This window comes from Thiohalophilus sp. (assembly GCF_031581315.1).
In the GTDB taxonomy this organism is placed as follows: domain Bacteria; phylum Pseudomonadota; class Gammaproteobacteria; order UBA6429; family Thiohalophilaceae; genus Thiohalophilus.
The window spans coordinates 4,121-24,577 of sequence record NZ_JAVLAZ010000039.1 but is presented as its reverse complement, the minus strand read 5'-3'; the positions used below and the strand labels follow the sequence as shown (position 1 = coordinate 24,577).

15 protein-coding genes are annotated in these 20,457 nt (G+C 55.8%); 12 read left to right on the top strand and 3 right to left on the bottom strand.

Going from position 1 to position 20,457, the window contains the following annotated elements; all coding sequences use genetic code 11:
• Positions 1-434: 434 nt before the first annotated feature.
• The gene (locus RI563_RS07480) at positions 435-1,727 is read right to left on the bottom strand and encodes a hypothetical protein (RefSeq protein WP_310693745.1); all 1,293 of its coding nucleotides are present in this window, start codon (positions 1,725-1,727) and stop codon (positions 435-437) included.
• A 309-nt stretch (positions 1,728-2,036) separates the two neighbouring features.
• Entirely contained in the window at positions 2,037-2,687 is a 651-nt protein-coding gene (gene yihA, locus RI563_RS07475) for a ribosome biogenesis GTP-binding protein YihA/YsxC (RefSeq protein ID WP_310693744.1), read from the bottom strand.
• A gap of 183 nt (positions 2,688-2,870) precedes the next feature.
• Between yihA and RI563_RS07470 the strand changes: the two genes are divergently transcribed.
• The 4 genes from RI563_RS07470 to ccsB all read left to right on the top strand — a co-directional run bounded on the left by RI563_RS07470 (position 2,871) and on the right by ccsB (position 7,424).
• The gene (locus RI563_RS07470) at positions 2,871-3,176 is read left to right on the top strand and encodes a c-type cytochrome (RefSeq protein WP_310693743.1); all 306 of its coding nucleotides are present in this window, start codon (positions 2,871-2,873) and stop codon (positions 3,174-3,176) included.
• Positions 3,177-3,222: 46 nt separating this feature from the next.
• Positions 3,223-3,843 (top strand): c-type cytochrome, encoded by a 621-nt coding sequence (locus RI563_RS07465; RefSeq protein WP_310693742.1) that lies wholly within the window; start codon positions 3,223-3,225, stop codon positions 3,841-3,843.
• A 324-nt stretch (positions 3,844-4,167) separates the two neighbouring features.
• Positions 4,168-6,225 (top strand): cytochrome c biogenesis protein ResB, encoded by a 2,058-nt coding sequence (locus tag RI563_RS07460; RefSeq protein ID WP_310693741.1) that lies wholly within the window; start codon positions 4,168-4,170, stop codon positions 6,223-6,225.
• A 20-nt stretch (positions 6,226-6,245) separates the two neighbouring features.
• Positions 6,246-7,424, top strand: a complete 1,179-nt coding sequence (ccsB, locus tag RI563_RS07455) for a c-type cytochrome biogenesis protein CcsB (RefSeq protein ID WP_310693740.1) — start codon at positions 6,246-6,248, stop codon at positions 7,422-7,424.
• A gap of 86 nt (positions 7,425-7,510) precedes the next feature.
• Here ccsB and RI563_RS07450 read toward each other — a convergent pair whose 3' ends face one another.
• On the bottom strand, positions 7,511-8,014 hold the full coding sequence (locus RI563_RS07450; protein ID WP_310693739.1) for a cyclic nucleotide-binding domain-containing protein: 504 nt from the start codon (positions 8,012-8,014) through the stop codon (positions 7,511-7,513).
• A 125-nt stretch (positions 8,015-8,139) separates the two neighbouring features.
• On the opposite strand from RI563_RS07450, the gene RI563_RS07445 reads away from it, so the two are divergent.
• The 8 genes from RI563_RS07445 to RI563_RS07410 all read left to right on the top strand — a co-directional run.
• A complete protein-coding gene (locus RI563_RS07445) occupies positions 8,140-8,790 on the top strand; it encodes a thiol:disulfide interchange protein DsbA/DsbL (protein ID WP_310693738.1) in 651 nt (216 codons plus the stop codon).
• A gap of 36 nt (positions 8,791-8,826) precedes the next feature.
• On the top strand, positions 8,827-10,458 hold the full coding sequence (locus tag RI563_RS07440; RefSeq protein WP_310693737.1) for an acetolactate synthase large subunit: 1,632 nt from the start codon (positions 8,827-8,829) through the stop codon (positions 10,456-10,458).
• A gap of 7 nt (positions 10,459-10,465) precedes the next feature.
• Positions 10,466-11,311 (top strand): endonuclease/exonuclease/phosphatase family protein, encoded by an 846-nt coding sequence (locus RI563_RS07435; RefSeq protein WP_310693736.1) that lies wholly within the window; start codon positions 10,466-10,468, stop codon positions 11,309-11,311.
• Positions 11,312-11,313: 2 nt separating this feature from the next.
• Complete coding sequence (locus RI563_RS07430) at positions 11,314-13,053, top strand: diguanylate cyclase (protein WP_310693735.1); 1,740 nt, start codon at positions 11,314-11,316, stop codon at positions 13,051-13,053.
• Positions 13,054-13,164: 111 nt separating this feature from the next.
• On the top strand, positions 13,165-14,988 hold the full coding sequence (locus tag RI563_RS07425; protein WP_310693734.1) for a lysophospholipid acyltransferase family protein: 1,824 nt from the start codon (positions 13,165-13,167) through the stop codon (positions 14,986-14,988).
• Between the two features lie 134 nt (positions 14,989-15,122).
• Positions 15,123-18,761: a pyruvate:ferredoxin (flavodoxin) oxidoreductase gene (nifJ, locus tag RI563_RS07420; RefSeq protein WP_310693733.1), complete on the top strand. Its 3,639-nt coding sequence runs from the start codon at positions 15,123-15,125 to the stop codon at positions 18,759-18,761.
• Entirely contained in the window at positions 18,762-19,775 is a 1,014-nt protein-coding gene (locus RI563_RS07415) for a dihydroorotate dehydrogenase-like protein (protein ID WP_310693732.1), read from the top strand.
• 236 nt (positions 19,776-20,011) lie between these two features.
• Positions 20,012-20,457 (top strand): SCP2 domain-containing protein (locus tag RI563_RS07410; RefSeq protein ID WP_310693731.1); only part of this gene is annotated, 446 nt, incomplete at its 3' end.

Here is a 20,457-nt window from a genome sequence, read left to right as displayed (position 1 = left end):
AAATTAAACAACGTCCCAGATTCATGCCCGCTTTATACGCTGGCTAACGGGTAGGCCACGCTGGCGTTAGCCTGCGTGACACCCCTGTTGATGCGGAGAATGTCAGCGCTGCGCGCAACCTGACCTACGTCTTTGCGCACCTTTCTTTAAGGAGCAGCAATCGGCTGAACATTTCCAATCCACCCGTGATTCACTCCCCCTGCTTTTTCAGGGCAGGTCGGTGTGTTCGGTGTTTCGGTGGTTATACCGGTTTGGGCTGGTGTGTGGCAGGAAGGTAAAAGCGGATATCTCGCCGAGACGCAACGGCGCAGAGCAACTGAACGTGTTTATTCTTCGCGCACTCTGCACCCACACAACGGGCATAAACGTCTCGGCGAGAGGTTTCCAGCCGGGTAGAATGCCTGCGTACCAGCATTTCGACCCGGCAAACGTGTTCAGAACGCGGCGTCAAAGCCGACCAGGAAATAGTTTTCGTTGGTCAGGTGGCCGGTCCAGTAGGTACCGGTTTTGGCAACATCGCTTTGCAGATCGGCATTGAATTCCATCACGCCCTTGACGTTGCGCATGAAGTAATAGGAGGCGGTATAGGTCAGCGTCTCCATGGCGATGCCTTCATAAATGGTATCGGTGTTTTCCAGATCCCCGGCATCGGCGTAGTTGTACAGCAACGAATGGGCCCAGCGCGGGCTGTGGATGTAGTCGATACCGACAAAGCCACCGAACCATTCGTAGTTTTGCCCGGCATTGATGAAGCCGTCCCATTCGTTCCACAGGGCCTGCGCGAACCAGTAGGTCTTGTTGCCGAGCTTGCCGTTGAAATCGAGGCCAACGATGTTCTTGTCGGTCTGGCGATTGCCGCTGCCGGTACCTGCGGGATTGTTTGTATCGGTGATCGCGTTGCTTTGTTGACCACTGTAGCCGAACAGGCCGGCGCTGACCGGGCCGATATCCCCGCCAATCCGACCGAAGATCGATTTGGAGGTATTGTTATCGAACAGGTGATCGGAGCGCTGATACCCGGGACTGTTGATGGTGAGGTTCTCCTTGATACCGTTGCCGTTGACCAGGCCGACGGCCAGATCGACCGGGCCGGCGGTGGTATCGAAAATGACCCCGCGATCGTAAGTGATGCCGGCCATGCGATAGGCCATGTAATCCTGGAAGGTCAGGCGGGTTTCGCGCGGGAACATCAGATCCGAGACCTGGAACTGGCCCAGCATCATGCCCACATCCGAGCCGAACAGGGCATCATGCGAGAACCAGGCGTCCTCGACGATGGTTTCGCCATTGCCACCCTTCTCGGCAAAAATGGCGTAAAAGTAATAGGTAATGTGCTCCGACAGTGGCGCGCTGGAGAGAACCTTGATCAGATAGGGTGACTGGAAGTCGCTGTCTACTTCGGTGGTTTCGCCGCTGCTGACATCAATTGCTTCGGCATCGCGCGCCTGGGCGAAGGCCTGGGCGCGAAACGCCACCGGCGGGGTCTTGGCCAGCGCCAGCATGTCGTCGCCGGTGGCCACGGTGTTGTCTTTCCAGTTGGGCAGGCGGAAGTTGGAGGCGGCAAAACTTTCCCCGAACTCGTTCAGTTTGGGAAAGGCGGCATGACAGGTGGCGCAGGACATTTTGTAGTCGCGGGCGAAGGCCGGCATGGCGTTCGCTTCGGGCAGTAATAGAATCAGCAGCAGCAAACTGCTGAACAGGGTGTGCAGATGAAAGCGTTTGAGCATGGTCGTTCTCCCCGTTGCAATGGCAAGTTGTTTTGTCGAACCGCCGGGGTATCACCCGTGTGTTACGGCAAGCCCGGGCGGATCGATTCTTTATCAGGAGAGTCTAGCGGATTTTTCTGAAATGAAACTGAATCGGGGACCGTGATGTAAATTTAACAAACGTTCACAATCGCCGCCTGTTGCGGGGGCCCCGGGCGAACTATTCTGTGAATGTCTGACCCCGCTTTACCCAGAGCGGGATTCAACGCCCGGTCCCCAATGCCGGGCGAGCTTGACCCCGGAATGACGCAATTCCCCACATCCCAACCCCTATTCCGGGGTTTTTTTTGGTTTCCCTTGATCCGGCTCAAGGTCGAGCCAGCGGTTTACCACGTTTAATGCCTCCTCGAGCCCCTGTTTTTTGGTGGCGGAGAACAGTTGCACGCTGGCCTGCGGGTAATCGGCCAGTTGTTTGCGCACATTCAGCAGGGTGTTCTGTCCCGGACCGCGCTTGAGCTTGTCGGCCTTGGTCAACAGAATATGGACCGGCAGCTCGGCGTGGCGGCAGAATTCGAGCATTTGCCAGTCGTAGTCGGTCAGCGGGTGGCGAATGTCCATCAGCAGGATCAGCCCGGCCAGGGACTGGCGTTGCTGCAGGTAAGTGGCCATGGCCTCGCCCCACTCGCGCTGGATGGCCTCGGGCACTTTGGCAAAACCGTAGCCGGGCAGGTCCACCAGCCGGCGCTGGTCGTCCAGGGCAAAAAAGACCAGGTGCTGGGTGCGGCCGGGGGTCTTGCTGGTACGGGCCAGGGCTTTGCGCCCGGTCAGGGCATTGAGTGCGCTGGATTTACCGGCGTTCGAGCGCCCCGCGAAGGCGACCTCGACACCCGTATCCGCCGGAGCCTGCTGCGGCCGGGGCACGCTGAGCAGGAACTGGATGGCGGCGTAGGGACGGCGTAACTGATCAAATTGGGTGTTCACGGCGGCTCGGTAGTGGGTTTCCCGGTGGCTGTAGGGTATAATAGGTCGCCTTGACCAGGTGTTGGGCAGCTGATATACAGATTGCCGCTTTGTGTGCACAGATTCTAACATGACGAACCCGGGGACGGCGTCATGGTCGAAAGTTTTATACCATCAACATCGATTGGAGTTAGGAGTAGACTAATGAAAAAAGCAATCACCGGTACTGTCGTATCTCTGGCCCTGCTGGGTCTGGCTTCCGTTACCCAGGCGGCCGAAGGTCAAAACACCTATCAGCAGGCCTGCTTCGCCTGTCATGGCACCGGCGCCGCCGGCGCACCGAAGCTGGAAAAGAGCGCCTGGGCGGATCGCCTGTCCAAGGGTAAAGAGACCCTGTATAACCATGCTATCAATGGTTTCAATGCCATGCCGGCCAAGGGTGGGCGTGCGGATCTGAGCGATGCGGACGTCAAGGCCGCGGTCGATTTCATGGTCTCTGAAGTACAGTAAGCGCTCGAACAGTTTGTCAATAATCGTAAGGTTGGTTTAATCACAAATGAAGTATTCAACGTTAGTCACTTTTCTCGCGGTTTCCCTGTTTCTGCCGGGGTTTGCTTCCGCGGCCCAGGCGGCCGGCGATGCCAAGGCCGGTGAAGCCAAGGTTGCAGCCTGTGTCGCCTGCCACGGCGAAAAGGGCAACAGTGCTGTTGCCAATTTCCCCAAGCTGGCTGGCCAGCATGCCGGCTATATTGCCAAGCAGCTGGCGGACTTCAAACAGGGTGAGACCCGTTCCGATCCGCTGATGGCCGGCCAGGTTGCCGGTTTGAGCGAACAGGACATGGCGGACATTGGCGCCTATTACGCCAAACAGTCTCCCGGCATGGGTCAGGCCGACGAAAAACTGGCGGCGTTTGGTGAGAAACTTTACCGCGGTGGTAATCCCGAAAAGGGCCTGACGGCCTGTATCGCCTGCCATGGTCCGACCGGTGCCGGAAATCCGGCAGCGAATTTCCCGCTGTTGAGCGGCCAGCATACCGATTATCTGGTCAAGGCACTCAAGGATTTTCGCGACGGCAAACGGACCAATGATATGAATGGCATGATGCAGGATATCGCCGGCAAGATGAGCGATCCGGAAATCAAGGCGGTTGCGTCTTATATTTCCGGTCTGCACTGATGGCCGGTTACTGATTGTTCCGACAAACCAGGCAAGACAAAAAGGGCGGATTTCCGCCCTTTTTTGCGCCTGAAAGTCGACTTTTTACCCGGGGCGAAGGAACTTATGTCGCCCGAAGAAGACTTAAAGAGTGATAAGGCGCACCGGTTTCGACACGCGAAGTGGCCGGACAAAATAACCACAATACTTTACCGATAAAGACGCAGATAACTCCTGCCTGGCACAACACCCGAACATAGACCGCGCCCCGGGTGGCAAGGTTAAATTTACCGCGAGGTGTGATAGCGTAGCGCACCGGATGGGCGATGAGATTGGCGAGCAAGCGTGAATAAATCCCGACAGCAAAAACCGGCCGGCTTATGGCTGGAATTCCTCGGCTCCATGAACCTGGCGATCACCATGCTGGTGGTGATCGCCGTGGCGTCGGTGATTGGCACGGTTTTGCAGCAGAACCAGCCCTACCAGGATTACATCATCAAGTTCGGGCCCTACTGGCACGAGATCTTCAAGGTCCTGGATTTGTACGACGTCTATGGGGCCGTCTGGTTTCTGTTGTTGCTCGGATTTTTGCTGTTAAGCACCAGTGTCTGTGTTTATCGCAACGGGCCGGGAATGTTGCGCGATATGCGCCATTTTCGCCTGAACATGAAAGAAAAGTCCCTGCGGGTCATGCGCAATTTCCGCGAATGGACCCTGAACGATTCCCCGCAGCAGGTCGAGCAGACCTTCACTCAATATTTTAATAACAAGGGTTACCGTGCCCGGCGCAAGGAGCACGAGGGTGTCACCATTCTGGCCCTGATGAAGGGACAGATGAATCGTCTGGGCTATCTGTTCACCCATGTCGGGATCGTGGTGATCTGTATCGGTGGCCTGATGGACGGTAACCTCGGCCTGTCAATCAAGGAATGGCTGGGTGGTATCAAGATCGAAAAGCGGGACATTGCCGCCAAGGAAGTGCCGCCCATCAGTCGACTGGGCCCGGGTGAAAACTGGTCGTTTCGCGGCAGTATCACGTTGCCGGAAGACAGTGTCAGTAATATGGTGTTTCTGAATATCCGTGATGGCTATCTGGTTCAGGAACTGCCGTTTGCCGTTGAGCTCAAGGAGTTTCGCGTCGAACATTATGCCTCCGGTCAGCCCAAGTCCTTTGAAAGCGATCTGGTGATTCATGACGATCAGCTCGAAGAGCCGATGGAAGAGACCATCGCGGTGAATCATCCGCTGATCTATCGGGGCTATGCTATTTATCAGGCCAGCTTCTCCGATGGCGGCACAAAGATGCAGCTCAAGGCCTGGCCGTTGTTTGACAGCAATCCGCAACCGATCGAGCTGGATGGCAAGGTGGCGGCCCGACGCCAGATTGAAACACCAAATGGCGTTATGACCATCGAGTTTGAGAACTTCAAGGAATTCAATGTGTTCCCCGCCGATGAGGAGCTGGCGGTCGCGCCCGATAAGGTTGAGCAGAGCGAGATGGTGCGCGGTGGTACCATGGGACAGAGCAGCAAGAAGTTTACCAACTACGGTCCCAGTTTTACCTTTCGGGTCCGCCAGCCCAACGGCGAGGCGCGTGAATTCGTCAATTACATGGTACCGGTACGCCAGGAAGGACGTTACTTCTTTTTAAGCGGCATGCGCGAAAGCCAGGCCGAGCCGTTTCGTTATCTGCATATCCCCGCCGATGACAAGATGTCCGTGGATCGCTTCATGCGTTTGCATGCCTGGTTAAATGATGAAGCTCGCGTGCGCCGGATTGCCGAACAAAGTGCCCGTCAGGCGATGTCCGAGGCGAACATGCAGGATAAGCAAATGTTGCAGAACATTGTGACTTCCATGGTTCGACTGACCAGTGAATTCAACCGGGGCGGTTATCAGGCGATCGATCAACGTATTCAGCAAACGGTACCGGAACAGCAGCAGATGAAGGTGGCGGAGACCTACCTGAAAATCCTGAATACCGTGCTGGAAAATCTGTACTGGGAGCTGTTACAGGCGGAGGGGGTTGCCCTTGAACAGGGTATCAGCCCGGAACAGGGACGCTGGTTCGAGGATGCGGTCAATGCCCTGGCATCCATGGGGCCATACAGCTCGCCGTTTTATCTGCAGATGACCGATTTCGATCTGCGTCAGGCGTCGGGTCTGCAGATCACGCGTTCCCCGGGGAAAAATGTGGTTTATCTGGGCTGTGTAATGTTGATGATCGGTGTGTTTTTGATGTTTTATATTACGCATCAGCGCCTGTGGGTGATGATCCGCCCGGAAGGCCAGGGTAGCCGTGTTATGCTGGCGGGGATGGGTAACCGCAATCAGACCGATTTCAGCAAGGGGTTTGACAGTCTCGCCGATGAACTGGATCGACATTACGCATCACGTCAATAACGACAGACAGGTGACAGATTATGGCGGTAACCAAGGAACAATTTAACAAGGACTTTGGCAAGGAGTCCTTCTTTAAACAGCTGAGCCTGTTCGACTGGATCTGGGCGGCTGCCCTGTTGTTCGGTGCCGGCTATGCCTGGAACAAATATTCCGCGCTGATGGACAACTACGAGGTCGGCATTCTGTTCGGCTCGGCTATCGCATTGATCGCGCTGGGCTGGTACTGGAAGGCGACTCGCAACCTGATGATTGCCATCGCCGCGATCAGTCTGTTCGCGGTGAGCCTGTACGGCAACGATCTCGGTCAGTCAGAGCAGAACTTCTTTCTCAAGTTTCTGGTTTCCAGCCAGTCGGCGACCATGTGGATGAGCGCGTTGTTCGTGATGGCCACGGTGACCTATTTTGTCTATCTGGCCAAACCGAACGAGTTTATCGGCAAGGTAGCGACTTCCATGGTCTGGGTGGCCACTACCATGGGCTTTGTCGGTCTGATGGTGCGCTGGCGTGAATCCTATCTCATCAGTCACGACGTCGGCCATATTCCGGTCAGCAATCTGTACGAAGTCTTTATCCTGTTTGCGATCATTACCGCGCTGATCTACCTGTTTTACGAGGCGCGCACCCGTGCCAAGGGGATGGGCGCCTTTGCCCTGACGATCATCTCGGCCTCGATCGCCTTTTTGCTCTGGTATCACTTTGAAAAGGGCGCGCACGAGATCGAGCCGCTTGTGCCGGCCCTGCAAAGTTACTGGATGAAGATCCATGTGCCGGCCAACTTCGTCGGCTACGGCGCCTTTGCCCTGGCGGCCATGCTGGGTGTGGCCTATCTGCTGGTGGAGCGGGCGCAAAAACGCAATCCGCAAAGCAGTTTTGTCGCTCGTATGCCGAGTCTGGACATGCTCGATGACATCATGCACAAGACCATCGCGCTGGGCTTTGCGTTCTTCACCGTCGCCACGATACTCGGTGCCATGTGGGCGGCCGAGGCCTGGGGCGGCTACTGGTCCTGGGACCCGAAAGAGACCTGGGCCCTGATCGTCTGGCTGAACTACGCCGCCTGGCTACACATGCGTCTGACCAAGGGCTGGCGCGGCGCGCCGCTGGCCTGGTGGGCGATCATCGGCCTGTTCGTCACCACCTTCGCCTTCCTGGGTGTGAACATGTTCCTCTCCGGCCTGCACTCCTACGGCGAGCTCTAAAAAGATTAACCACGAAGACACCAAGACACGAAGATTACTTTTTATGTTTTCCTTCGTGTCTTGGTGTCTTCGTGGTGAAAGGGTTTTTAGCGGATGGGTCCGTTGCCGTACATGTACTGGTTGAAGCTGGCAATATCCATACTCAGTCTGCGGAACAGGTGGTCGAGGCTGATGATGGCGTGCTCGACGAGGTTGACGGCGATGAAGGGGTGCTCGACCCGCAGCCGGTTGTACATGATCCGGGTCAGTTTGAGCAGACGGGTGTCGCCGACGCTGGCGCGAATGCGGGCGGAGCGGGCCTGGCGGTCGAAAAATGACATTTCCCCCATCACCTCACCTTCCTTCAGGCGACCGATTTCCACGTCCTTGCCGTGATCTTCGAAAAACAGGGCGACTTCACCCTTTATAATAAAGAACAGCGCCTCGCCGACTTCCCCGATATCGGCGATCACGTCATTCTTTTTGAAGAAGGCCGGCTCGGTGAACTCCATCAGGGTCTGGACCTCGTTCAGTGTGAGTGATTCGCACAGGTGTTGCTGGTTCAGGAAGTCGGCAATATCGATTTGTTTGGCAGGTTTTTTGGTTGGCATGGCAATCTCCTCAATGTGCAGGGCGCAGTTTACCGGATGCCGGGGCGAGGGGGGAATCGGGGCGTGGCTTGCTTCGAGCAGTGAGTTTGAATAGTCTGAGAATAACCGAATATCAGGAGTCATTGATGAAGACGATTTTGCGTATACTGGCCCCGCTGCTGGCGTTGGCAATGCTGTTCCCGGCCCCGGTCCAGGCGGAGTACGCCGAGGGCATTGAGTACCGGCGTATCACCCCGGCGGTAGAGAGGCTGACCGACAAGCCCCGCGAAGTGGTCGAGCTGTTCTGGTACGGCTGTCCCCATTGTTATCGCTTTGAGCCAAAACTGGAAAACTGGGTCGAGAACAAACCGGATCATGTTGGCTTCGAACGCGTGCCGGCAGTTTTCGTTCATCCGCAGACCGGTCGCCCCAATCCGAAGTGGGCATTGCACGCCAAGCTGTTCTATACCGCGGAATTGCTGGATATACAGGATAAAATTCACGGTCCCCTGTTCGAACGTATCCATGCCGATGGCAAACATATCCATACCAGCGGTCAGGCCGAGGCCTTTTTTGCACAGTTCGGGGTCGACGCGGAGACGTTCCGCAACACGATCAATTCCTTTGCCGTCGACGGCAAGCTGCGTCGCGCCATTGAATTAACCCGGCGTTATGGCGCCGACGGTGTTCCGACACTGATCATCGATGGGCAATATATTACCGATGGTCCCATGTCAGGCGGACACGATGCCATGCTGGGCATCGTGCAGCAGCTGCTAGAAACGGACCCCGAGTAGTCTAATCAACCGCGTCGACCAGCAGGAGATGAATGAATGAAAGCCGCCGAACTTTTCGTGCGATGTCTCGAAAACGAAGAAGTGGAATATGTCTTTGGCATCCCCGGGGAAGAGAACCTGGATGTCATGGATGCCCTGCTGGATTCCGATATCGAGTTTGTCACCACGCGGCATGAACAGGGTGCGGCTTTTATGGCCGATGTCTACGGGCGACTGACCGGCAAGGCGGGGGTGTGCCTGGGTACGCTGGGCCCGGGGGCGACCAACCTGTTCACCGGGGTGGCGGATGCGAATATGGATCACGCCCCGCTGGTGGCGATAGCCGGCCAGGCCAGTACCCATCGTCTGCACAAGGAGTCGCACCAGGTCCTCGATCTGGAAGAGATCTTCCGTGCGATTACCAAATACTCTTCACGTTTGCTGAGCCCGGACATTATTCCCGAGGTCGTACGCAAGGCCTTCAAGGTGGCGCAGACGGAAAAGAGCGGCGCCTGTTTCATCGAATTTCCGGAAAATATCGCCGAGATGGAAATCGATGAACACCCCCTGCCGGTCAAATACCCTTATCCACCGGAGCCGCCGGGTGAGAAAGTGGACCGGGCGGCTGACATTATTTCGCGGGCCAAGAACCCGATCATACTCGCCGGCAACGGAGTGATTCGCAGCCGCGCCTGGAAACAGCTGGCCGAATTCGCCGAGCAATTGCGTATCCCGGTGGCCAATACCTTCATGGCCAAGGGCGTGGTGCCCTTCAAGCATTCGATGGCTCTGGGCAGCGCCGGATTACAGGCCAATGATTATGTCAGTTGCGGCTTCAGCCGGGCCGACGTGATCATTTGCGTTGGTTATGACCTGGTCGAGTACCATCCCTATTTATGGCATCCGACCAAGGACCGTACCATTATTCATATCGATAATTCGCCCGCGGAAGTCGATGCCTATTACCCGGTAGAAGTCGGTGTTGTCGGCGATATCAAGCACTCCCTGCTGCGCATTATGAATCTGGCCAGTCCGCATACCGGCACGGCCATGAAAAACCTGCGTCAGGCGCTGATCGAGGATATGAATCAGCACAAGGATGATACGGCCCTGCCGCTCAAGCCGCAAAAGATCATCTGGGATCTGCGTACTGCGATGAACCTGGAAGACATTGCTCTGTGCGATGTCGGCGCGCACAAAATGTGGATGGCGCGAATGTTTCGCTGCGAATATCCCAACACCTGTTTGATCTCCAACGGATTTGCCAGCATGGGGATTGCCTTGCCCGGGGCCATTGCCGCCAAACTGGCTTATCCGGACCGTAACGTGGTGGCAGTGACAGGCGATGCCGGGTTTTTGATGAACTCCCAGGAGATCGAAACGGCCATGCGTATGAAAACGCCAATCGTGATCCTGGTCTGGAATGATAATGGCTACGGATTGATCGAGTGGAAACAGATGAACAGTTTCGGCCGCAAGTCACACGTGGATTTCAACAATCCGGATTTTGTCAAATACGCCGAATCATTCGGTGCGAAAGGCTATCGAATTGAAAAAGGCGAGGATTTGCTGCCCACACTGAAAACAGCGCTGGCCGATGACACCGTGAGTATTATCGATTGCCCGGTGGATTACAGCGAGAACCTGAAGCTGACCCAGAAGCTGGGTGAAATGATTTGCCCGATCTGATCAGCCGATGATATCACAAGACACCGGTACCGAAGTCAGGGCGCAAACGCTGAAGATAGTCAGCTACAACGTCCAGGTCGGGATCAAGACCAGTCGACCGTATCAGTACCTCACCGGTAGCTGGCGGCATGTCCTGCCCTGTGCCCGGCGCCTGGGTAATCTGGACCTGGCGGCGGAGATGATGAAGGAATATGACATCGTGGGCGTTCAGGAAGTCGATGCCGGTAGTCTGCGCAGTAATTTCATTAACCTGACCGAATACCTGGCCGAGCGGGGCGGTTTTCCCTACTGGTATCACCAGGTAAATCGTAAATTTGGCCGTATTGCACAGCACAGTAACGGTTTGCTGAGCCATTTCCATCCTTCAGAAATGCAGGACTTGCGTCTGCCGGGTCTGATCCCCGGCCGTCAGGCCATACTGGCCCGTTATGACGCCGGCGGTGACACGCTGGCGGTCATTGTCGTACATCTGGCCCTGAGTCGTCGGGCAAGATTGCTGCAAATGGATTATCTTGCCGATGTGGTGAACAGTTTCCCCCATGCGATCGTAATGGGTGACATGAACTGTCGACATGATAGTCATGAGATGCAGCATCTGATCGCACGCACCCGTCTGCATGAGCCGATCGAAGGGGTACATACCTTTCCCAGCTGGCGCCCGCAACATAATATAGACCACATCCTGGCAACATCCGAATTGACCATCGACAAGTTTTGCGAACTTGAGAATTTTGGTTCCGACCATCTGCCGTTGATGATGGAAGTCAGGTTGCCACAGGGCATGCAGTTTCACCGCTACAAGCGTAGCAAATCACAAACTCTGAATGACTATCTGAACAATCTAGATGGCTGAGTATGGCGAACGAGACTGGTAAAAGCAGCCGCGAGGCCGATCACTGGAAGAAAAAATATTACGACAGTCTGGATGATCTGGACGAACAGCAACGTGAGTGGGCTCAACTGGAAAAACAGTTAAGGCTGCTGGTCTCCCGCCTGACCCTGATTGCCGAAACTGATGATACCCAGCTGGGCAAGCAACTGGAGAAGCTGCGTGGCCAGATCCGTGACAGCAATGATTTGTCGCGTCTGCAATCCCTGTTTAACGATATCAATATGGCAATAGGCCGCCTGCCGGAACGCACCGATGGTAAGGACGAGTCATCAAATCCGGCCCACGCCCTGCAACTGCTTCTGGATGAACTGCCGATTCCGGACGATCTGGCCCGCCAGGAAAAATATGTCAGAAAGAAACTGACACGCATGACCGGTGTCAGCGAGCTGCCCGATGCGGTCAAAATCCTCGCCGAGTTGTTAACCCTGACCATTGAAAAAGGTCTGCCGCCCGCCGCGCCACAGTCACAGGATTCCGCAGAAAAAACGGAAGACAGAACCGGACTTCTGAGTTCATTGTTTCGCCGTGGCAACAAGGCGAATACAGAGACCACTAGCGCGCCGGAAATGAATCAGCCTCTGTCGATTGAACCAGATCCGATCCAACCGGAACCGGCTGTCTCAAAGTCAGAAACGGTGAGCGATGATGAGGGCATAGCCTGTGCCCTGGCCGGGGAAATTCTGATTCAATTGCTGGAGCGGATCGATTTTTCCGACGATCTGGCGGTGGAGTCGGAACTGGTCCGTAAAAAACTCGAACCCTGCGAAGACGTGGCGACATTGACCCGGGGGCTGGATGATACGGTCAGGTTGATCGCCGATCTACAGTTCCGGGTTCGGGAAGAAAAAGAGGATCTGGAAAATTTCCTGCTGCAACTGACCGATCGGTTGCAGGAACTGGACAAGGATATACAGCATACCGCGCGCCTGCGGGATGCGGCGTTGACTGAATCACGTGAAATGAACCAGATGGTCAATTCGCAGGTCAGTTCCATAGAGCAGACCATGGATGACGCACTGGACCTCGATTCATTAAAAACCGCGATCCAATCGCGAGTTGTGATTATCCGTAACCATGTGGATCGTTTTCTCGAGCAGGAAGAAGGTCGCGGTGGTGAGTCACGTGAAATTATCCAGCGACTGGAAAACCAGTTACGGGTGACGGAAGCCGAGTCGGAAAAACTGCGCCAGCAGGTCAAAAAAGCGCAGGACAAGGCCGAAACAGACGCGTTAACCGGGGTTCCCAATCGCATGGCCTATGACAAGCGACTGGAGGAAGAAATTGCCCGACATCGGCGCTATAACACCGATTTTGTGTTGATGTTATGGGATATCGACTATTTCAAGGGAATCAATGATACCTATGGCCATGCCGCCGGCGACAAGGTGCTCAAGGTGATTGCCGGGCTGATGCAGCAACAGCTGCGCGAAACCGATTTTCTGGCCCGTTACGGTGGGGAGGAATTTGCCATCATTCTGGTAGAATCGGATATTGCTGCCGCAACGGTCGTGGGGGAGAAGTTGCGTCAGGCCATCGAGGCACTGGAGTTTCACTTTCGCGGGACCCGTGTTCCTGTTACGGCATCCTGCGGTTTTGCTCTGGCCGGGGAAGAGGATGCCGAGCGACTGTTCGAACGAGCCGATACCGCACTTTACAGTGCCAAGGAAAAGGGCCGAAACCGGATTGAAAGTGCCGGGGCCTGACCCCGTTTATCACAAATGATTCTACTTTCATAAATCTGTCACCCGCCGTTCACCCGAATTACATAATCGAATGCCAGGCTTGATCCCGTTTGAACGGATCAGGATCAGGCCATGGCAGTTTCAACTGTTACCAGCAAGTCCCGTAATCCTTTTGCACTGGACGAACTTTTCTGCAAGACGTCGCATCATCGACCGGTTCGATTGCTGCAAAATGCGATTGAGTCATTGTTTGGTCTGCGCGAACTTGCGCGGCGCTATGCGGATCTGGAGCCCACAGCCGACGCGCAAGCATTTGTTCAGCAAGCGTTTGATACACTGGATATTGATTATGTGGTCGAATCGGGTCGGCTTGAGAATATCCCGCAAACCGGCCCGACTATCGTGGTCGCCAATCATCCGTTTGGCGCCCTGGAAGGGATGTTACTGGTCGATCTGTTAAGCCAGCGGCGTCCGGATATAAAGATTATGGCCAATGGCCTGCTAAACCGGATTCCGGAACTGGCGCCGGTGTTTCTTGGCGTCAATCCCTACGGGCACAAGGCGGCAACCCGGCAGAATATCACGGCGATGCGCGAGGCAAGCCGGTGGTTGAAGCAGGGAGGGTTGCTGGTCATGTTCCCGGCCGGCGATGTGGCGTCCCGTCGCTGGGGAAATTTGTCGATCAGCGAAGGCCCATGGGATCCGTCCGTGGCGCGACTCGCCCGCCTGTGCGATGCCAGTGTCGTTCCGATCCAGTTTGCCGGTCATAACAGCGCCCTGTTTTGTCTGGCCGGGTTAATGCCCCCCATATTCAAAACGGTGTTGCTGCCCCGCGAATTGCTGAACAAATCTCACAGTACGGTAAGTTTACGAATCGGCAAGCCGTTCGATAAAAAAAGACTGGTCGGATTCGAGCGTATACCGGATCTGGCCGAGTATTTACGGATGCGAACGTGTTTGCTCTCGCAGAGCGAAGGTGGAATCAACAGCGAACGTTCAGTTTCCGGCGAGGAAGCCCTCGCGTCGATTCTGCCACCGATAAATGCCGTGCAGCTGGAGGAAGAACTGGCGGCATTGCCGGCAGAGCAGCGGCTGGACACCTCGGGTGAGCTACAGGTCTGGTATGCCAGGGCCGGGCAAATCCCGCTGTTGTTACAGGAAATTGGCCGCCAGCGCGAAATCAGTTTCAGGGCCGTGGGTGAGGGTACCGGCAAGAGCACCGATATCGACCTGTATGACCATTTCTATCTCCACCTGTTTGTCTGGAACGCCCGTCAGAAGCAGGTGGTCGGGGGGTATCGACTGGGTCTGGCCGATGAAATTTTGCGCCGTTACGGCCGTCGTGGCCTGTATAGTCATTCACTGTTTCGCTACAGTCGCAATTTCCTGCAACAGATCAATCCGGCCATCGAACTGGGGCGCTCCTTCGTGCGACCGGAATACCAGCGCAATTTTTCGCCATTGATGTTGTTATGGAAAGGCATAGGTCATTATGTGGCGCAAAATCCACAATATGCCAATCTGTTCGGACCGGTCAGTATCAGCAATGATTACAGCGGTATGTCACAACGCCTCTTGATCCGGTTCCTCAAACAGAACCTGTATGATGGGGCACTGGGTCGGCACGTCAAACCGCGTTATCCCTATCGAACGCCCTGGAAAGACGGCTGGAATACGATGTTGCACAAAGACATCAGCCTGGATGAACTGTCCACATTGATCGCCGAGCTCGAAGAAGATGACAAGGGTGTGCCGGTGCTGATTCGACAATATCTGAAGCTGGGCGGCCGGCTACTGGGTTTCAATGTCGATCCTGAATTCCAGCATTGTGTCGACGGCCTGATTCGGGTCGATCTGCGCCAGGCCGACCCCCGGCTGCTGAAAAAATATCTGGGTGCGGAGGGCGCTGCGGCGTTTCTGGCCTATCATGATGCGGATAAACTGCAGGCAGGTTGAATATACCAACCCTGGTCCGGGTCATTTCCTTATCGGGCACTGATATCCGGGTAATCGCCTAAAGAAATAGACGCTGGCTCACAGGCGATCTATCTTTTATGGTGTGAATCTGCCTTGAAGGGATCCCCTGTATCATGTCCGAACCCCGTACTTTGACTATCGACGGCAACCAGGCCGCCGCAACTGTCGCGCACAAGCTTAACGAAGTCATCGCGATTTATCCTATTACACCGGCCTCGCCGATGGGAGAATGGGCCGACGAGTGGTCGTCGCGCGGTCAGACCAACCTGTGGAAGACAGTACCGTATATCGTCGAGATGCAAAGTGAAGGCGGCGCCGCCGGCGCCATTCACGGTGCCCTGCAAACCGGTGCCCTGACGACGACGTTCACCGCCTCGCAAGGGCTGTTGTTGATGATCCCCAACATGTACAAGATCGCCGGGGAGCTGACCCCGACGGTCTTTCATGTGGCCTCGCGCTCGCTGGCCTGTCAGGCCCTGTCGATTTTCGGCGATCACAGTGATGTGATGAGCGCGCGCATGACCGGTTTCGGCTTCCTGTGCGCTAACTCACCCCAGGAAGTGATGGACTTTGCCCTGATCGCCCAGGCGGCAAGCCTGGAGGGCCAAGTGCCGATGGTGCATTTCTTCGACGGTTTTCGTACCTCCCACGAGGTCGTCAAACTGCAAAGCATCGATGATGAGGTGCTTGCAGCGATGATCCGCCCCGCCTGGATCGAACGCCATCGGCGCAACGCGCTTTCGCCCGAGCATCCCGTACTGCGTGGCAGTTCCCAGAACCCGGATGTCTATTTTCAGGCGCGTGAAACTGTCAATCCCTTTTATGAAAAACTCCCCGCGATAGTGCAGCAGGCGATGGATCGCTTTGGTGAATTGACCGGCCGCCAGTACCGGCTATTCGACTATGTCGGTAGCGAGGAGGCCGAGCGGGTGATGATACTGATGGGCTCCGGCGCCGAAGCGGCCCAGGAGACCGTGGAGTATCTCAATCGTCAGGGAGAGAAAGTGGGGCTGCTCAAGGTCCGACTCTATCGACCCTTCGACGCGTGCGCCCTGATTGACAGTCTGCCGGCGAGTGTCAAAAAAATTGCGGTGCTGGATCGCACCAAGGAGCCGGGGGCGGACGGCGAGCCCCTTTACAAGGATGTGGTCACGGCCATAGCCCGGCATTTTTGTGGCGGCGAGTGCCGGTTCGACGGAATGCCGATAGTGATCGGGGGGCGCTACGGGTTATCTTCCAAGGAGTTCACGCCGGGGATGATCAAGGCCGTATTGGATGAACTGCGCGGGAATAAACCGAAAAATGACTTTACCATCGGTATTCACGACGATGTCACCCAGACCAGCCTGGAGTGGGATCCGGCCTTTCGAACTGATGCCCATACGGATACTTTTCAGGCGATGTTCTACGGGCTGGGCAGCGATGGGACGGTCAGCGCCAACAAGAACAGCATCAAGATTATCGGTGAATCCACCGACCTGTATGCCCAGGGCTACTTTGTTTATGACTCGAAGAAGGCCGGGGCGGTTACTGTGTCGCATCTGCGTTTTGGCCCCCGGCCGATCCGCTCGACCTATCTGATCGGCGACAACGATGCCGATTTTGTTGCCTGCCATCAGCCGGTGTTTCTTGAACGCTACAACATGCTCGACAAGGCAAAGCAAAAAGCCGTATTTCTGCTCAACTCGCCAGAGCCCGCCGATCGGGTCTGGGAAAGTCTGCCGCGCAAAATGCAGCAGCAGATCATCGACAAACAGATCCATTTTTATACCGTTGACGCGTATACCGTTGCCGAGCAGGCGGGGATGGGAAAACGCATCAATACCATTATGCAAACCTGCTTTTTCGCCATCTCCGGTATTTTGCCCAAAGAACAGGCGATCGGGGCGATCAAGAGCGCGGTGGAGAAAACCTACGGCAAAAAAGGCCGGCGGATTGTCGATATCAATTTCAAGGCAATCGATGCGGCCCTCGATCATCTGCAGGAAGTGGCCATTCCGAAACAGATTGACAGTGACTTCGAAATCAAGCCGCCGGTGCCGGCCGAGGCGCCCGCCTTCGTGCAACAGGTCACCGGCGAGATCATCGCCGGCCATGGTGACGAGGTGCCGGTCAGCCGGTTGCCGGCCAATGGCAGCTACCCGCTGGGGACCGCGCGGTATGAAAAGCGTAATCTGGCGCTCGAAATCCCGGTCTGGGAGCCGGAGCTGTGTACCCAGTGCGGCAAATGTCCGCTGGTCTGTCCGCATGCGGCGATCCGCAGCAAGATATTCAGCGAAGCAGCGATGGAAGAGGCGCCGCAGGGTTTCAAAGCCCATCCGATGCTGGGCAAGGATTTTCCCGAGGGCATGCTGATCAGCTATCAGGTGGCGCCGGAGGATTGTACCGGCTGTGGCCTGTGCGTGGATATCTGTCCGATTCACGACAAGTCCAATGCCAGTCGCAAGGCGCTGAACATGGCGCCGCAGCCGCCATTGCGCGAGCAGGAACGGGAGAACTTCGATTTCTTCCTGGACCTGCCCGAATATGACCGGCGCGAATTGAAAGTAACGACACTCAAGGGCTCCATGGTGATGGAACCGTTGTTCGAATTTTCCAGTGCCTGCGTCGGCTGTGGCGAAACGCCCTATCTCAAGCTGGCGAGTCAGCTGTTCGGGGATCGTATGCTGGTGGCCAATGCCACCGGCTGTTCCTCGATCTACGGGGGCAACCTGCCGACGACCCCCTGGTCGACCAACCGGGAAGGACGCGGCCCGGCCTGGAATAACTCGCTGTTCGAGGACAATGCCGAATTCGGCCTGGGCATGCGCATTGCCGTCGACAAGCAGCGCGAGCAGGCGCGCGAATTGATCCAGGCATTGCGCGATCAGCTGGATGACGATCTGGTCGAGGCAATATTGAACGCCGATGAATCAAACGAGGCCGGGATTCATGATCAGCGTCAGCGGGTCGAACAGTTACGCCAGCAACTGGAGAAACTGAAGGATGAACGGGCGCAAACCTTGCTGGAGTTGGCCGAAAATCTGGTACGCAAGAGTGTCTGGATCATCGGTGGCGATGGCTGGGCCTACGACATAGGTTATGGCGGGCTGGATCACGTGCTGGCCACTGGCGCCAACGTGAATATTCTGGTGCTGGATACCGAGGTCTATTCCAATACTGGCGGGCAGACCTCCAAGGCGACGCCACGCGGTGCCGTCGCCAAGTTCTCCGCCGGCGGCAAACCGACCGGCAAGAAGGATCTGGCATTGCTGGCGATGGATTATGAAAATGTCTATGTCGCGCATGTGGCTTATGGCGCCAAGGATGTACAGACCCTGCGTGCTTTTCTCGAAGCCGAGGCCCACGCGGGCCCGTCGCTGATCATTGCCTATTCACCCTGTATCGCCCACGGTGTGGATCTTTCCAACAATCACCGTCAGCAGAACCTGGCGGTCGACAGTGGTCACTGGCCTCTGTTCCGGTTTGACCCGGCGCGCACTACCGAGGGAAAGAATCCGCTGCATCTCGATTCCGGCGAACCGTCGATCCCCTACCGGGAGTTTGTCGAGACCGAAACGCGTTTCAGCATGTTATGGCATACCCATCCCGAGGAGGCCGAACGGTTTTTGGCCGAGGCACAGCAAGAAGTAAAACATCGCTACCATTATTACAAGCAGTTGTCGGAGCTGGAGTGGGACGATACGACCCGGGTTTCGGCCGTCAAGGCGAAGCTGAAACAAGATAACAACAAATCGACGGAGGAGACATAAATGGTGGATATGACGACCGAGTATCTTGGACTGAAGCTCGCCAATCCGCTGGTACCTTCCGCCTCGCCCCTGACCGGCGATCGCGATTCGGTCATGCGCCTGCGCGAAGCCGGTGCATCGGCGATCGTTCTGCCGTCGTTATTTGAGGAAAAAATTGAACAGGAAGAGCAACAGCTGGATCGTTTTATTCATCATCAGTCGATCGGCTTTGGTGAGATGGAAAGCTTTCATCCTGTACCGGATGATTTCAAGACCTGTCAGGACGAGTACCTGGAATACCTGCAACAATTAAAACATGACCTGGATATCCCTGTTATTGCCAGTCTCAATGGCACCACCGCCGGTGGCTGGCTGGAATACGGGAAGCAGCTGCAACAGGCCGGCGCCGATGCACTGGAGTTGAATGTCTATTATATTGCCGGTAATGGCGAGGAAAGCGGCAGTGACGTGGAGCAACGTTATATTGACCTGCTGGAGTCGTTGCAACAACACGTCACGATTCCGATTACCCTGAAACTTTCCCCCCAGTTCAGCTCGCCCGTACATTTCATCAGCCGTCTGGAGCAGAGTGGGGCAGCCGGGGTGGCGCTGTTCAACCGCTTTTATCTGCCGGATATCGATCCGGAGCGACTGGTGGTCGAGCCGGCATTGCAGTTGTCCATGCCATATGAGTCGTTAATGCGGATACGCTGGGCGGCCCTGTTGCATGGGCGGGTAAACCTGTCACTGGCGGTGACCGGCGGTTTTCATAACGCACGTGACGGAATCAAGGCGTTGCTGGTGGGTACCGATGTGGTCCATTTATGCAGCGTGCTGTTACAGCAAGGACCGGAGTACCTGTCCGTGATTCTGGGCGAAATGCATCAGTGGCTGGAAGAATATGAGTATGACTCGGTCAGCCAGATCAAGGGCAGCATGAGCTATCATAACGCGCCCGATCCCGGCGCCTATGAGCGGGTCAATTATATTACCGTGCTGGATAGTTATACCTCGCCCAGGGGCGTGTTACGTTGATGGAGCCAATACAGTCCGCGAATTAACGCAAATCAACGCGAATAATTAATGAAGAGTGATTGTGACTCAAAATTGAATCGCCGTGTTCCAGTGCAAATTGTTTCGAAAGGGTTGTTGATGCATCAGACAATATGCGTTTATTCGCGTGTATTGACGTACACTTTTTTGATCAGGATCAACCCCATTTCCTTCCCGGCAGGCTAGGCTGTTCTTTTCTCTGTCCTGGAGGGTGATCCATGAAAGTGCCGCTGCAGCCCCTGTCGCTGGCGTTCAGGCTGGCGCCTGATGCGGTGCATACAGCAATGCTGGTGCGCCTGTTTAATCATCTACTCAAGGGGCAGTCGATCGGTGAGCAGCTTTCTCCGTTACATGGCAAACGGCTGGCCATCGGGATTACCGACACACACAGCCTGTTCAATTTCACGATCGATAACGGACGTCTGTATCGCACTGGTTATAACAGCGGGACGAACTGGGATGTCTGTATCCGCGGCGAGCTGGAACATTTCTGGCAACTGGCCGCCCGCCAGGAAGATCCCGATACCCTGTTTTTCAACCGGCAACTGGAGATCGAGGGTGAGACGGAAACCGGCCTGTACATCAAGAACCTGCTGGACAGCCTCGACTATAACTGGGATTCCCACTTTCAGGCCGTGCTGGGCAAGCGCCTCGCCAAACTGCC

What these genes read in the sequence shown, in the direction of transcription:
- RI563_RS07480 (WP_310693745.1), bottom strand. Translation starts at nt 1,727, where the DNA reads ATGCTCAAACGCTTTCATCTGCACACCCTGTTCAGCAGTTTGCTGCTG.
- RI563_RS07470 (WP_310693743.1), top strand. Translation starts at nt 2,871, where the DNA reads ATGAAAAAAGCAATCACCGGTACTGTCGTATCTCTGGCCCTGCTGGGT.
- RI563_RS07465 (WP_310693742.1), top strand. Translation starts at nt 3,223, where the DNA reads ATGAAGTATTCAACGTTAGTCACTTTTCTCGCGGTTTCCCTGTTTCTG.
- ccsB (WP_310693740.1), top strand. Translation starts at nt 6,246, where the DNA reads ATGGCGGTAACCAAGGAACAATTTAACAAGGACTTTGGCAAGGAGTCC.
- RI563_RS07450 (WP_310693739.1), bottom strand. Translation starts at nt 8,014, where the DNA reads ATGCCAACCAAAAAACCTGCCAAACAAATCGATATTGCCGACTTCCTG.
- RI563_RS07445 (WP_310693738.1), top strand. Translation starts at nt 8,140, where the DNA reads ATGAAGACGATTTTGCGTATACTGGCCCCGCTGCTGGCGTTGGCAATG.
- RI563_RS07440 (WP_310693737.1), top strand. Translation starts at nt 8,827, where the DNA reads ATGAAAGCCGCCGAACTTTTCGTGCGATGTCTCGAAAACGAAGAAGTG.
- RI563_RS07435 (WP_310693736.1), top strand. Translation starts at nt 10,466, where the DNA reads ATGATATCACAAGACACCGGTACCGAAGTCAGGGCGCAAACGCTGAAG.
- RI563_RS07430 (WP_310693735.1), top strand. Translation starts at nt 11,314, where the DNA reads ATGGCGAACGAGACTGGTAAAAGCAGCCGCGAGGCCGATCACTGGAAG.
- RI563_RS07425 (WP_310693734.1), top strand. Translation starts at nt 13,165, where the DNA reads ATGGCAGTTTCAACTGTTACCAGCAAGTCCCGTAATCCTTTTGCACTG.
- nifJ (WP_310693733.1), top strand. Translation starts at nt 15,123, where the DNA reads ATGTCCGAACCCCGTACTTTGACTATCGACGGCAACCAGGCCGCCGCA.
- RI563_RS07415 (WP_310693732.1), top strand. Translation starts at nt 18,762, where the DNA reads ATGGTGGATATGACGACCGAGTATCTTGGACTGAAGCTCGCCAATCCG.